Annotated in this window: 14 protein-coding genes; all 14 read left to right on the top strand. The window is 69.2% G+C overall.

What is annotated here, in order from left to right; genetic code table 11:
* Positions 1 to 247 precede the first annotated feature (247 nt).
* Genes VHA82_RS21145 through VHA82_RS21080 form a run of 14 tightly spaced genes read left to right on the top strand, consistent with a single transcriptional unit; the run spans position 248 to position 13,564 of the window.
* A complete protein-coding gene (locus tag VHA82_RS21145; protein WP_325547140.1) occupies positions 248 to 889 on the top strand; it encodes a cytochrome c3 family protein in 642 nt (213 codons plus the stop codon).
* The gene (locus tag VHA82_RS21140; protein ID WP_325547139.1) at positions 886 to 3,690 is read left to right on the top strand and encodes a 4Fe-4S dicluster domain-containing protein; all 2,805 of its coding nucleotides are present in this window, start codon (positions 886 to 888) and stop codon (positions 3,688 to 3,690) included. Before VHA82_RS21145 ends, VHA82_RS21140 begins: the two co-directional genes overlap by 4 nt.
* A gap of 4 nt (positions 3,691 to 3,694) precedes the next feature.
* The gene (locus VHA82_RS21135; RefSeq protein ID WP_325547138.1) at positions 3,695 to 4,507 is read left to right on the top strand and encodes a formate/nitrite transporter family protein; all 813 of its coding nucleotides are present in this window, start codon (positions 3,695 to 3,697) and stop codon (positions 4,505 to 4,507) included.
* Entirely contained in the window at positions 4,504 to 5,880 is a 1,377-nt protein-coding gene (gene nrfD / locus VHA82_RS21130) for an NrfD/PsrC family molybdoenzyme membrane anchor subunit (protein ID WP_325547137.1), read from the top strand. The genes VHA82_RS21135 and nrfD overlap by 4 nt, the downstream gene beginning before the upstream one ends.
* Complete coding sequence (locus VHA82_RS21125) at positions 5,880 to 6,410, top strand: DUF3341 domain-containing protein (RefSeq protein ID WP_325547136.1); 531 nt, start codon at positions 5,880 to 5,882, stop codon at positions 6,408 to 6,410. The genes nrfD and VHA82_RS21125 overlap by 1 nt, the downstream gene beginning before the upstream one ends.
* Positions 6,407 to 7,033, top strand: a complete 627-nt coding sequence (locus VHA82_RS21120; RefSeq protein ID WP_325547135.1) for a cytochrome c — start codon at positions 6,407 to 6,409, stop codon at positions 7,031 to 7,033. Before VHA82_RS21125 ends, VHA82_RS21120 begins: the two co-directional genes overlap by 4 nt.
* Entirely contained in the window at positions 7,030 to 8,088 is a 1,059-nt protein-coding gene (locus VHA82_RS21115) for a hypothetical protein (RefSeq protein ID WP_325547134.1), read from the top strand. The genes VHA82_RS21120 and VHA82_RS21115 overlap by 4 nt, the downstream gene beginning before the upstream one ends.
* The gene (locus tag VHA82_RS21110) at positions 8,075 to 8,419 is read left to right on the top strand and encodes a hypothetical protein (RefSeq protein WP_325547133.1); all 345 of its coding nucleotides are present in this window, start codon (positions 8,075 to 8,077) and stop codon (positions 8,417 to 8,419) included. Before VHA82_RS21115 ends, VHA82_RS21110 begins: the two co-directional genes overlap by 14 nt.
* Entirely contained in the window at positions 8,416 to 9,228 is an 813-nt protein-coding gene (locus VHA82_RS21105) for an SCO family protein (RefSeq protein ID WP_325547132.1), read from the top strand. The genes VHA82_RS21110 and VHA82_RS21105 overlap by 4 nt, the downstream gene beginning before the upstream one ends.
* Positions 9,225 to 10,172 carry a cytochrome c oxidase subunit II gene (coxB, locus tag VHA82_RS21100; protein ID WP_325547131.1) on the top strand — a complete coding sequence of 316 codons (948 nt, stop codon included), beginning with the start codon at positions 9,225 to 9,227 and terminating at the stop codon, positions 10,170 to 10,172. The genes VHA82_RS21105 and coxB overlap by 4 nt, the downstream gene beginning before the upstream one ends.
* The gene (gene ctaD, locus VHA82_RS21095) at positions 10,169 to 11,764 is read left to right on the top strand and encodes a cytochrome c oxidase subunit I (RefSeq protein WP_325547130.1); all 1,596 of its coding nucleotides are present in this window, start codon (positions 10,169 to 10,171) and stop codon (positions 11,762 to 11,764) included. Before coxB ends, ctaD begins: the two co-directional genes overlap by 4 nt.
* Positions 11,761 to 12,411 (top strand): cytochrome c oxidase subunit 3, encoded by a 651-nt coding sequence (locus tag VHA82_RS21090; RefSeq protein ID WP_325547129.1) that lies wholly within the window; start codon positions 11,761 to 11,763, stop codon positions 12,409 to 12,411. Before ctaD ends, VHA82_RS21090 begins: the two co-directional genes overlap by 4 nt.
* Positions 12,408 to 12,755 carry a Caa(3)-type oxidase subunit IV gene (locus VHA82_RS21085; RefSeq protein WP_325547128.1) on the top strand — a complete coding sequence of 116 codons (348 nt, stop codon included), beginning with the start codon at positions 12,408 to 12,410 and terminating at the stop codon, positions 12,753 to 12,755. The genes VHA82_RS21090 and VHA82_RS21085 overlap by 4 nt, the downstream gene beginning before the upstream one ends.
* The gene (locus VHA82_RS21080) at positions 12,752 to 13,564 is read left to right on the top strand and encodes an SDR family oxidoreductase (protein WP_325547127.1); all 813 of its coding nucleotides are present in this window, start codon (positions 12,752 to 12,754) and stop codon (positions 13,562 to 13,564) included. Before VHA82_RS21085 ends, VHA82_RS21080 begins: the two co-directional genes overlap by 4 nt.
* Positions 13,565 to 13,630 lie beyond the last annotated feature (66 nt).

The following is a 13,630-nucleotide window of genomic DNA, read 5'->3' as shown; positions in this document are numbered from 1 at the left end:
GCGCTGCTCGGCTACGGCATCGCGCTGGCCGTGCTGGCCGCCGTGTTCCTGCTCTACACGCGGCCCGAAGTCATGGTCTCTGTGTCCGATCTGATCTGGACTTGCTTTCACTGAATCGCCTTCCTTGCGCATCCGCGAGGGCCGCAGCGCGACAGTGAAGTAACGGCGCCGCCACTGCTCACCCACCGCACCCGCCTCGGCCTATATTCACGGGGCAGTGCCAAACGAGTCCCGTGCCAGCCGCCAAGTGTTCAGTCCGGGGGCCGTGCTGGCCGCGCAGGCCACTGTCGCGCTCGTCATTGTCGGGCTCGTCGTGGGCGTGCCGGCGTTCGGCACCTGGCGCGAAGCCGCCTACCAGGCGCTCGGCGAGCCCGTCGCGCAACCGATTCCCTTCAGCCACAAACACCACGTGGGCGACGACGGCATCGACTGCCGCTACTGCCACACGACCGTGGAGACAAGCCGCCACGCGGGATTTCCCTCCACACGCATCTGCCTCACCTGCCATTCGCAGCTCTACACGGACGCACCGGTGCTCGCCGCGCTGCACGAAAGCGGCCGCACGGGCATCCCGATCGCGTGGCGGCGCGTGCACACGCTGCCGGACTTCGTGTACTTCGACCACGGCGTGCACGTCGCCAAGGGCGTCGCGTGCGTCGAATGCCACGGCCACGTCGACCAGATGCCCCTCACGTGGCGCGCCAAGCCCCTGCAGATGCAGTGGTGCATCGACTGCCATCGCAGCCCCGCGCCGCACCTGCATCCGCGCGCAAGCATCTTCGATCCGCGCGCGACGGCCGTGAGCGCGAGCGAAGCAGCCAACCTCGCGCGCCTGATGCACCTCGAATCGCAACAGCGCCTCACCGACTGCTCGACCTGCCACCGATGACTTCGCACGAGCACCCCGTCGCCTTTCACCGCGGCCTGACCGGCACCGTGAACCGCCGCCGCGCGATGGCGCTCATGGCCGCTTCGCTCGCGCTCGCCAACAGCGCGTGCAGCCGCCCGCCTCGCGACACCGTGCACCCCTGGGTGGACATGCCCGAAGCGGGCGCGTCCGGAGAGCCCATCTACTACGCGAGCGCCTTCGTGCGCGACGGCCACGCGATGGGCGTGCTCGTCGGCACGCGCGACGGCCGGCCGATCAAGATCGAAGGCAATCCCGCGCATCCTTCTTCGCTGGGGGCGACCGATGCGTTCGCGCAGGCGTCCGTCCTGCAACTGTGGGACCCCGATCGCTCGGCCGCGGTGATGCAACGCGGAAGGGACGGGGCCGCGTCGACGGCGAGCTGGGCCGCGTTCGAGACCGCGTGGCGCGCCGAGCGGGCGCGGCTCGACGCGCGCCACGGCGAAGGGCTCGCGATCCTCACCGGCCCGGTCGGCTCACCGACGCTTCGATCGCAGCTCGCCGGACTGCTGCAACGCTTTCCATCCGCGCGCTGGTACCAGCATGCGCCGCTGCACGACCGCGCCGCGGAACTGGGCGCGATGGCGGCGTTCGGCGAGCCGGTCCAGGGCGTGCTGCACCTGGATCGCGCCCGCTGCATCGTGGCGCTCGCGAGCGACCCCTTCACCGAAGGCGCGGGCGCGGTACGCCACGCCGCCGACTGGGCACGGCAACGCGCCGCGGGCAACGCGGCGGAGGTGTTCGCGGTTGAAGTGACGCCGGGTCTCTTCGGCGCGCGGGCCGACCACCGCATCGCGCTGCCGCCCGCGCAGATCGATGCCATGGTGATGCGCATGGCCGCTGCCCTCGGCGGATCGCCCGGCGCGCCCGCGGACAATGCATCGATCCGCGACTTCGAAGCGCGCATGGTCGCGGCGCTGCGTGCCTCGGGACCGAAGAGTCTGCTCGTGCCCGGCGCGTGCCTCGCGGCCTCGAGCCACGCGCGCGTTCATGCGCTGCATCAGCGGCTCGGCGCCGGCGGCCACACGCTCGAGTGGATCGCCCCGCTCACGATGGCGGCGCAGGCGCACCCTCTCGCCGAGCTCGTCCAGGCGATCGATGCCGATGCGGTCGATACGCTCGTGATCCTCGACGCGAATCCGGCTTACGACGCGTCGCCGGGCTTTGCGGCGCGACTCGCGAAAGTGCGCCTCACGGTGCATGCCGGCCTCTATCGCGACGAGACCGCCGCCGCATGCCGGTGGCACCTGCCGCTGTCGCACATCTACGAACAGTGGAGCGACGCGCCTGCGCACGACGGCACGGCGACGCTGGTGCAGCCGGCGATCGCGCCGCTCTACGACACGCGTTCGCCGCACGAGCTCGTCGCGCTGCTCGCGGCAGACGATGTGCGCGACGGCATGCGCATCGTGCAGCGCCAATGGCGGCCGCACGCGGGCGCATCGTTCGATGCGTTCTGGCGCGAAAGTCTGCGCGAGGGCGTGGTGGCAGGCACGGCTGCCACTCAGCTCGCGCTGCGCGTGGTCGATGCGAGCGCGATCGCGCCGCTCGCGCACGCGTCCCCGCCCGAGGGCGCGTTGCCGGCCGTGTTCATCGCCGATCCTTCCGTGCACGACGGCCGGTTCGGCAACAGCGGCTGGCTGCAGGAGCTGCCGCGCCCCTTCACCAAACTCACGTGGGACAACGCGCTCTTCATGGGCCCCGCGACGGCGCGCTCGCTCGGTGTCGCGACGGGGCAGCGCGTGCGAGCCTCGGCCGGCGAGCACCACGCGGACGCGCCGGTCTGGGTGCTGGCCGGCCATGCCGAAGGCGTGGTGACGCTGCCTCTCGGCTACGGGCGCACGAACGCGGGCCGCGTGGGCAACGGTGTCGGATTCGATGCTTATCCCCTGCGCGCCGACAACGGTATCGACACATTCGTCCGTCTGCAGCTTCTGCCCGGCACCTACGACTTCGCCGTGACGCAGCACGCGATGGACCAGCACGGCCGCGAGCTGGCGCGCACCGTCGCGCCCGGCGAATCGGCGGAACACGACCACGCCCCTCGCCCGAGCCTTTATCCGAAGCAGCCGCCTGCCGAACACGCGTGGGCCATGACGATCGATCTGGACGCCTGCATCGGCTGCAACGCCTGCACGATCGCCTGCCAGGCGGAAAACAACATCCCCGTCGTCGGCCGCGAGCAGGTCGCGCTCGGGCGCGAGATGCACTGGATTCGCGTCGACCGCTACGACGCGCCCGATCCCGCGGGCAGCATCTTCCTGCCCGTGCCCTGCATGCATTGCGAAAACGCCCCGTGCGAGCTCGTGTGCCCGGTGGGCGCGACGATGCACGACAGCGAAGGCCTCAACGTGCAGGTGTACAACCGCTGCGTCGGCACGCGCTTTTGCTCCAACAACTGTCCCTACAAGGTGCGGCGCTTCAACTTCCTGCAGTTCAGCGACGAGACGACCGAGACACTCGAGGGGCAGCGCAATCCGGAAGTCACCGTGCGCGAGCGCGGCGTGATGGAGAAGTGCACCTACTGCCTGCAGCGCATCGCGCGCGCGCGGCAGCATTCGCAGGCGACCGGCGCGCCCCTGAAGGACGGCGACGTGATCACCGCGTGCCAGGCCGTGTGCCCCGCGGGCGCGATCCACTTCGGAGACCTCGCCGATCCGGCCGCGGCGATCGTGCGGCTGCGCCGGTTGCCGCGCCACTACGAGCTGCTGGGCGAGCTCAACACCCGCCCGCGCACCACCTACCTGGCGCGCACTCGCGGCGCGCCGCGCGACGAGGCCTGAAGGCATGGATGAACGCGACAACCGCGAAGCCGACCGCGTGGAGGAGCAGACGACACCTCGCACGCCCATCATCTACGAGATCGTCCGGCGCAACGGCAACGACGAGATGGAACGCCCGGCCGTCTCGCTCTGGTGGTCGGGCATCGCAGCCGGGCTCTCGCTCAGTTTTTCGCTCCTCGCGCAGGCGCTGCTGCGCGAGCGCCTGCCGGATGCTCCGTGGCGCGAACTGGTCGCCGCGCTCGGCTACCCGATCGGCTTTCTCATGGTCGTGCTCGCGCGCCAGCAGCTCTTCACCGAAAACACGATCACCGTCGTGCTGCCCGTCATGGCCGAGCCGACGCGCCGCAACTTCGGGCGCGCCGCGCGCCTGTGGGCCATCGTGCTCGCGGCCAATCTCGCGGGAACGTTCGCATCGGCGCTTTTTTGCAGCTTCACGCCGGTGCTGCCCGAGGGCACGCGCGAGCACATGCTCGCCATCAGCAGCGCGTCGATGCACTACGGCCCGCTCGAAATGGGACTTCGCGCCGTCACGGCGGGCTACCTGATGGCGGCACTCGTCTGGATGATGCCGGCGGCGGGCAACATGCAGTTCCACGTCGTCGCGGCGATGACCTATGTGATCGGCGCGGGCGGCTTCGCCCACATCGTGGCCGGAAGCGCCGAGGCCTTCCTCCTTCTCTTCGCGGGCCGGCTGGGCGTGGGCGAGCTCCTCTCGGGCTTCGCGCTGCCGGCGCTCGCCGGCAACATCGTCGGCGGCACGGCGCTTTTTGCCATGATCTCGTATGCGCAGGTGATGAAGGAGATGGAGGGCTCATGAGCCCGGCATCCGCGCCTTCTCCCGTGTCGCGCGAGATCGGCGTGCTGCGCGCGGGCTGGGGCTACGCGAGCATCACCGACAAGATCGCCGACATCGTCCTCACGCGGCCGCTGCGCGGCCCCTGGCTGGCCGCGTTCCTCGCGACGATGGCGGGGTCGATCGCGTTCGTGTGCGCGATGGGCTACCTGTTCGCGACGGGGGTGGGCATCTGGGGCGTGAACATCCCCGTGGCGTGGGGCTTCGCCATCGCGAACTGCGTGTGGTGGATCGGCATCGGCCACGCGGGGACCTTCATCTCCGCGATCCTGCTGCTGCTGCGCCAGCGCTGGCGCACGTCGATCAACCGCTTCGCCGAAGCGATGACGCTCTTTGCCGCGTCGATGGCCGGGCTCTTTCCCATCCTGCATCTCGGGCGGCCGTGGTTCTTCTACTGGATCGCGCCCTACCCCGACCGCATGAACGTATGGCCGCAATGGCGCAGCCCGCTCGTGTGGGACTTCTTCGCGATCGGCACCTACATCCTCGTCTCGTTCCTCTTCTGGTATCTCGGCATGCTGCCGGACCTCGCGACACTGCGCGACCGCGCGGCAAGCCGCTTCAAGCGGATCGCGTTCGGGCTCGCCGCACTCGGCTGGCGGGGCGAAGCGAGGCACTGGGCACGGCACGAGTCCGCCTACCTGCTGATCGCGGGACTCGCGACGCCGCTCGTGGTGTCGGTGCATTCGGTCGTGTCGCTCGACTTCGCGATCGGCAACACGCCGGGCTACCACTCGACCATCTTTCCGCCGTACTTCGTGGCGGGCGCGCTGTTTTCCGGCTTCGCGATGGTGCTCACGCTCGCGATCCCGCTGCGCCGCGCATTCGGCCTGCACGACTTCATCACCGAGGTCCATCTGGACCATGTGGGCAAGGTGCTGCTCGCCACGAGCGCGCTCGTGGCGTACGGCTATGCGAGCGAAGCCTTCGTCGCGTTCTACAGTGGCGACGAGTTCGAGATCGCGATGACGCTGGATCGCTGGCACGGCGCGTACGCGCCGGTGTACTGGACGATGCTCGCGTGCAACGTGCTCGCACCGCAGGTGCTCTGGTGGCGCCGCGCGCGGCGAAGCGCCTGGCTGCTTTTCGCGTTGAGCCTCGTCATCAACGCGGGCATGTGGATGGAGCGCGTGATGATCGTCGTGCAAAGCCTGCACCACGACTTCATGCCCTCGTCCTGGGGCCTCTTCGTTCCGACGTTCTGGGACTGGGTGTTCCTGCTCGGCTCGCTCTCGACCTTCGCGTGGCTTTTTCTCGTCTTCATCCGGCTGCTGCCCGCGATCTCGATTTCCGAGATGCGGCAGCTCGTGCGCGAAAGCGCGAAGGAAGGCGCGTGATGCACGGCTCGTGGGGCATCATGGCCGAGTTCTCGACCGCCGATCAGCTGCTTGCGACAGCCCGGCGGGTGCGCGAGGCGGGGTACCGGCACGCCGAGGCGTATTCGCCCTTCGCGATCGAAGGCCTGGCCGAAGCGCTCGGATTCGAACGCGACCGCGTGCCGCTCGCGACGTTCCTGGGCGGCCTCTCGGGCGCGGTGCTCGGATTCGGCCTGCAATGGTATTCGGCGGTGATCGACTTTCCGCTGAACATCGGCGGGCGACCGCTCGACAGCTGGCCGATGTTCGTGCCCGTCACGTTCGAGCTGGCGGTGCTGGGCGCGGCGCTCTCGGCCGCGGTCGCGATGCTGTGGAGCAATGGCCTGCCGCGACTGCGGCATCCCGTCTTCGACGCGCCGGACTTCGACCTCGCGAGCCGCAACCGCTTCTTCCTGTGCCTGCGCAGCGACGAGCCGGGCTTCGATCGCGAAGCGGCCCTGCGTCTGCTCGAAGCGTCGCGGCCGCTGCGCTGCATCGAGGTGCCGCGATGATGCGGCTCGACTTGCTCGGGATTTCTTGCGCGCTTTGCTGCGCGCTCACGGCGTGCGAGCGGCAGATGAAGGACATGTACCGGCAACCCCGGTACGACACCGGCGAAGCGAGCCCGCTTTTCCCCGACACGAAATCGATGCGGCCTCCCCCCGAAGGCAGTGTGCCCGCGGCGATCGGCGAGCGCTCCGCCACGTCGAGCGGGCGCGGCGGACGGGAGGAACTGGCCGCTCGCGAGATTGCAAACGCCGCGAGCGGCCCCGCGCCGATGACGCTCGCGCTGCTGAAGCGCGGGCAGGAACGCTACTCGATCTACTGCCTGCCTTGCCACAGCGCGCTCGGCGATGGCGACGGGCCCGTGGTGCGGCGTGGCTTCCCGCGGCCGCCCTCCTATCACGAGCAGCGCCTGCGCGACGCGCCCGACCGGCATTTCTTCGACGTGATCACGAACGGCTACGGCGTGATGTACCCGTACGCGGACCGCATCACGCCCGAGGACCGCTGGGCGATCGTCGCGTACATCCGCGCGCTTCAGCTGAGCCGGAACGTGAAGACCGCTTCCTTGCCTGCCGATGCGCGTCGGCAGCGGGCCGCCCTGCCGGGCGCATCGGGAGCCGCGCGATGAACCGGTGGAAAGCGGCAGGATGCGCGCTGCTCGCGCTCTCGCTCGCGGGCTGGGCGGTCGACGCGAGGATGTTCCTCGCGTGCTGGCTCGCGGCATGGTGGTGGTCCCTCGGCCTGGCGCTCGGCGCGTTCACGAATGCATGGATGCATCGCCTCGCGGGCGGCTCGTGGGGAGAGCGCATCGTGCCTGCGGCACTCGCCCTCGGATCGCGCGTGCCATGGCTGCTGCTCGGTGCGCTGCCGATCCTCGCGGGGCTTTCCCATCTCTATCCCTGGGCGGCGGAGCCACGCGGCGCGTGGCTCACGGACATCCGGCAGCCCGGCTTCGTCGAAGCGTGGCTCTCCGAGCCGTTCTTCGCGGCACGACTCGCGCTCTACGCGATCGCGTGGGCATGGCTGTGCCGGCCGGCATCGCTTCTGTCGAAGCAGCGCGCCGCGGTGTCGATGATGGTCCACGCGGCCGTGACGTCGCTCGCATCGGTGGACCTGCTGATGTCGCTCGTTCCCGGCTGGTACAGCACGGGCTTCGGCCTGCGGGTGCTCGCGGCGCAGGCGCTGGGGGGGTCGGCATTCGCCGTGCTGGCCGCTGCGCGCGGACTGCCGTCGGCCGAACGCGTACCGTCCGCGGGGCACCCACCGGTCGCGCGCGATCTCGGCAACCTGCTTCTGATGTGGACGCTCGTATGGGCGTATCTCGCGTTCATGGAGTTCCTCGTGATCTGGGCGGAGAACCTGCCGCGCGAAATTCAGTGGTTCGTGCCGCGGCTGCAATCCGGGTGGCGCTTCGCGGCGCTGGCGCTCGTCGTGCTGCAACTGGCGGTGCCCACGCTCGCCTTGCTCTTCCGGTCGGTGAAGGACAGGCCGCGGCGGCTTCGCGCCGTGGCGCTCGTCGTGCTCTGCGCATCGGCGCTCGACACCGTGTGGCTCGTGCTGCCATCCGTCGATCCGCATGGCCTGCACGGGCTGTGGATCGCACCGGCCATGTTCGTCGGCGTCGCACTGCTGCTGCGGCCTGCGCCCGAACCCGCGACGGAGGCAATGCATGCCCACGCATGACCTGCAGGGACGCCGCATCGCTTGCGTGGGTGCGATCGTGATGCTGGTCGTCGTGGCGACCGTGGGTGTGGCGATGATGTTGCTCGGCCACTGGCAGGTCCTGCCCGGCGAGGACCGCGTGCGGCTGCCTCTGCCGGTTTCCGCCGACGCGCCACGCCTCGCGAGCGCACCGCGGATCGAGCGCGAGCGATACGAAGCGGAGAAACTGCGCGCATCGCAGGCGAGCGGCTGGATCGACCCCGCGCAGGGCATCGCTTCCGTGCCCATCGCCACCGCGATGGCGATGCTGGCGCGGCCCACGGCCTCGGCGGCCTCTGGAGCCAGTCGTTGAAACGGCTCATCTTCGCCGCCGCGCTGCTGCTGTCGCTGCACCTGTCGGCGCAACCGCTGGCCACGCCCGCGCCACCGGATGCAGCTCTCGAACAAGCCGTCGGCGCGCAGTTGCCGCTCGACCTGCCGCTGGGCGAAAGCGATGGGCACGCAGTGCGGCTGGGAGACTACTTCACTGCAGACCGCACGGTGCTCGTCGTGCCCGGGTACTACACCTGCCCGCAGCTATGCGGCCTGCTCATGCACGGCCTGCTCGAAGCCGCGCGGGCGGCGGGCCTCGGCGCCGATGAAGTCCGCATCGTCGGCATCAGCATCGACCCGCAGGACACCCCCGAGACCGCGCGGCATCGCCTCGATGCGGACCTCGGCTATGCGCGCTTCCTGCGCGGCGAGCGGCGCGAGACGCTGCCCGATCTGCACCTGCTGGTCGGCGACGCGGGGGCCATCTCTCGCTTCGCACAGGCCGTGGGCCTGCGCTTTTCCGCGCTGAACGGCGATGCGGCCTCGCGCTTCGCGCATCCGGCGTCCGTCATTGTCGCCACGCCGCAGGGCCGCATCTCTCGCTATCTTCCGGGCATCCGTTTCGATGCCGCCGAACTGCGCGATGCCGTCAAGGCGGCGCGCGACGCGCGCATCGGCGCACCGAGCAGCGGTCTCGCACTTCTGTGCGCCCACTTCGATCCGCAGTGGGGCCGGCACACCTCGCTCGTGATGAACGGCCTTCGCGCAGTGGGGCTGCTGCTCGCCGCGACGCTGGCCGCGTGGTGCTGGCGCCGCCGAGAGATCATTTCAGGGAGCCGATCGAGATGAGCAGCACCGGGCTCGGCACGTTCGTTCACGCCGCGTCGACGGCCGCGCCCGCCACCGACCGGCTCTTTCTCGCGCTGCTCGCCATCTGCGGCACGGCCGCGCTCGCGATCACGTGCACGGTGCTCGTCTTCGCGATCCGCTATCGGCGTGGCGCACAGGTCGAACGAGGACAGGTCACCGCGCCCAAGGCGCTCGAAATCGGCTGGACGCTCGCGACACTCGCCATCTTCCTCGGCTTCTTCGCCTGGGGCGCACACGTTTTCGCCGGCCTTTACCGCGAACCCGCCGACGCACTGCCGGTCTACGTCGTCGCCAAGCAGTGGATGTGGAAGCTGCAGCACGCGAGCGGCAAGCGCGAGATCAACGAACTGCACGTGCCGCTCGGGCGGCCCGTGCATCTCGTGATGACGTCGCAGGATGCGATCCACAGCTTCTTCGTCCCCGCGTTCCGCCTGAAGCAGGACGTCGTGCCGGGCCGCTACACGGGCCTGTGGTTCACCGCCACGCAGCTCGGCGAGTTTCCGCTCCTGTGCGCCGAATACTGCGGCAGCGAGCATTCGCGCATGCTGGGGCGCATCGTCGTGATGCAGCCCGCCGCGTTCGCGAAGTGGCTCGCCGCGGGACTCGAGCAGCCGACCCTCGCGCAATACGGCTTCGCGCGATTCCGCCAGCTCGGCTGCAGCGGCTGCCATTCGGCCGCCTCGACCGTGCACGCGCCGCTTCTCGAAGGTCTCATCGGCCGCACGGTGCACCTGCAGGACGGCCGCAGCCTCGTGGCCGACGACAACTACGTGCGCGATTCGATCCTGCTGCCGCAAAAAGACGTGGTGGCCGGCTTCGCGCCCGTCATGCCCTCCTTCGCCGGGCAGGTGAGCGAAGAAGACATCCAGGCGCTCATCGCGTATCTGCGCGCCACCGGGGCCGCCGGAGGCGGCGCGCGATGAACTACCTCGAAGACGGCTTCACGCTCGGTTCGTGGCTCACCACGAAGGACCACAAGCGCATCGCGATCCTCTTCGCCTTCGGCATCACGTCGTTCTTCTTCATCGGCGGCGTGGCGGCGGCGGCGATCCGGCTTACCCTCCTCACGCCCGACGGCTCGCTCGTCTCGCACGACACCTACAACAAGCTCTTCACGGCGCACGGCGTGATCATGGTGTGGCTGTTCCTCATCCCCTCCATCCCGTCGGTGCTCGGCAACTTCCTGCTGCCGCTCATGATCGGCGCGCACGACCTCGCCTTTCCGCGCCTGAATCTCGCGAGCTGGTATCTCTACATGGCGGGCGGGTTCATCGTCCTGCTCGCGCTCGCGCTCGGCGGCGTCGACACGGGCTGGACCTTCTACACGCCGTATTCGACGATGTTCTCCAACTCGTGGGTCGCAGTCACGCTGGTCGGCATCTTCGTGGTCGGCTTCTCGTCGATCCTCACCGGACTCAACTTCATCGTCACCGTGCACACGCTGCGCACGCCGGGCCTTCGCTGGTTCGAGCTGCCGCTTTTCGTGTGGACGATGTATGCGACGAGCATCATCCTCGTGCTCGCCACGCCGGTGCTCGCCATCACGACGCTGCTCGTCGTCGCCGAGCGCCTCTGGCAGATCGGCGTCTTCGATCCGGCCTACGGCGGCGACCCGCTGCTCTTCCAGCACCTCTTCTGGTTCTACTCGCACCCGGCCGTGTACATCATGGTGCTGCCGGCGATGGGCGTGGCAAGCGAGATCATCCCCTGCTTCGCGCGGCAGCGCATCTTCGGCTACCGCTTCATGGCGTACGCGATTCTCGCGATCGCGGGCATCGGTTTTCTCGTGTGGGGCCACCACATGTTCGTGAGCGGCCAGTCGGTCGCGGCGAGCATGGTGTTTTCGCTGCTGAGCTTCCTCGTCGCGGTGCCGTCCGCGATCAAGGTGTTCAACTGGACCGCGACGCTGTACAAGGGCTCGATCCGGTTCGACGCGCCGATGCTCTACGCGCTCGGCTTTGTGGGCCTGTTCATGATCGGCGGGCTCACCGGGCTCTTCCTCGCGTCGCTCGCGCTCGACGTGCACCTCACCGACACGTACTTCGTCGTCTCGCACTTCCACTACATCATGGTGGGCGGCTCGGTGATGGCGTACTTCGGCGGGCTGCACTTCTGGTGGCCCAAGGCGACGGGCCGCATGTATCCCGAGATGTGGGCGCGGATCGCGGCGGTGCTCGCGTTCCTCGGATTCAATCTCACCTTCTTTCCGCAGTACGTGCTGGGCGCGATGGGGATGCCGCGGCGCTATCACACGTATCCGCCGGAGTTCCAGCTGCTGAACGTGTTCTCGTCGTGCGGCGCCGCCGTGCTCGCGGTCGCGTATGTGCTGCCGCTCGCGTATCTCGGCTGGTCCCTGTTCGCGGGACGCCGCGCCGCGGCGAACCCGTTCGATGCGACCGGGCTCGAGTGGCAGACCCCTTCGCCGCCGCCCACGCGCAACTTCCCGAGACCGCCGCCCGCGCCCGGCGCGCCCTACGACTACGATCCGGCCGCGCCGGTGGAGACGGCCTCGTGACGGCGCAGAGCTTTCCCATCGCGGACCCGCGCCATCCGGGCAACGAAGAGGCGCTGCTGCCGCCCGAAGTCGGACGGCTTGGCATGTGGGTGTTCCTCGCGACCGAGGTGCTTTTCTTCGGCGGGCTCGGCCTGGCCTATTTCTACGGCCGCACGCACTGGCCGCAGGGGTTCGCGATCGCGAGTCGCCATACGGACGTCGTGCTCGGCACCGTCAACACCGCACTGCTGCTCACGAGCAGCGCGGTGATCGCGCTCGCGCACGCGTGCAGCGAGTACGCGCCGCGCAGGCATTGGGCGGCACGCCTGCTGTGGCTCACGGCGGCGCTCGGCATCGCGTTTCTCGCGGTGAAGGGCGTCGAATACCGCAAGGAATGGTACGAGCATCTCGTGCCGCGCCTGGGCTTCTCGCTCGGGGAAGAGGGCGCCGAGCTCTTCTTCTGGCTCTATTTCGTGATGACCGGCTTGCACGCCGTCCACCTCGCGATCGGCATTGCCGGCGTGAGCGTCTTCGCCTGGGGCTGCTCGAGTGCGCGGCCCTGGGCGCGCGCGAATCGGATCGAGGCGATGGCGCTTTACTGGCACTTCGTGGATGTCGTGTGGATCTTTCTCTATCCGATGATCTATCTCGTGGACCGGCACTCGTGAACGAACAGGATTTCGCCCGTCATGCGCGGCACCTGCTGCTCGCGTGGATCGCCCTCATCGTGCTGATGTGCGCGAGCCTGGGCAGTGCGTATGTCGCGCTGGGCGCGGGCAATGCGGTGGCGAGCTTCGGCATCGCGATCGCCAAGTCGGCCATCGTGGTTGCCCTTTTCATGCGGCTCGCACGCGGCTCGGTGGCGGTTCGCATCGTGGCGGCGATGGGGCTTGCGATGTGGCTCGTCCTCGCCGGCCTGAGCGGCGTCGACTACGCGACGCGAGCATCGCACCCGGCGGCCTACCAGCAGCCACGGCAGCTGCCCGCGCCGGGCGTTACAGTTCGCCCATGAAGACGTTCGTCATCACCGGCGCGTCCGACGGCATCGGCGCCGAGATCGCCCGGCAGCTCGCCGCCACGCACAGGGTCGAAGCAGCGCTGGTCCTCGCGGGCCGCAGCCAGGAGAAGCTCGACGCCGTCGCGGCGCAATGCGCGCGAAGCGGCGCGCAGGCGATCACGGTGGCGATGGACGTTTCGATCGAAGCGCAATGCCGCGACCTCATCGCGCGCGCCGTCGGGAAGTTCGGGCGAATCGATGCGCTCGTCAACAACGCGGGCCTCTCCGCGCACGCGCTCTTCGAGGACGTGCGGGCCGAGGACCTGCACTGGTACGAATCCCTGATGCGCGTGAACCTGTGGGGCGCGGTGTGGTGTACGCACGCGGCCCTGCCCCACCTCAAGCAAAGCCGGGGACGCATCGTCGCAGTCTCGTCGCTTGCGGGGCTCGTGGGCGTGCCCGGGCGCAACGCGTACAGCGCGACGAAGTTCGCGCTGGCGGGGTTCTTCGAGGCGCTGCGCGCCGAGCTGAAGGGCGCGGGCGTGAGCGTGACGCTCGCCTACCCCGGCGTGGTCGCCACGCAGACGCGCCATCGCGGCTACGACGCGAAGGGCGAAGCCGCGGGCCGAAGCGGCCTGAAGGAAGAAGATGCGATGAGCGTCGAGGAATGCGCTCGCCTCATCATCCGGGGCATGGACGCTCGCAAGCGCGAAGTGGTGATGACCGCGCGCGGCAAGCTCGGGCGCTTCCTGAAACTCCTCGCGCCGGGCGTCGTCGAGAACATGGCGCTCGCAGCGCTGAAGGACGAAATGAAGCCGAACTGAATCGCGAAGCGCCATCCCGACGCTTCGCATCCACCTGGATTCCCGCCTGCGCGGGAATGACGACGA

The organism is Ramlibacter sp., from assembly GCF_035548915.1.
In the GTDB taxonomy this organism is placed as follows: Bacteria; Pseudomonadota; Gammaproteobacteria; order Burkholderiales; family Burkholderiaceae_C; genus Ramlibacter.
The sequence above is the reverse complement of the archived record's forward strand: the minus strand, read 5'-3'. Positions and strand labels throughout refer to the sequence as shown.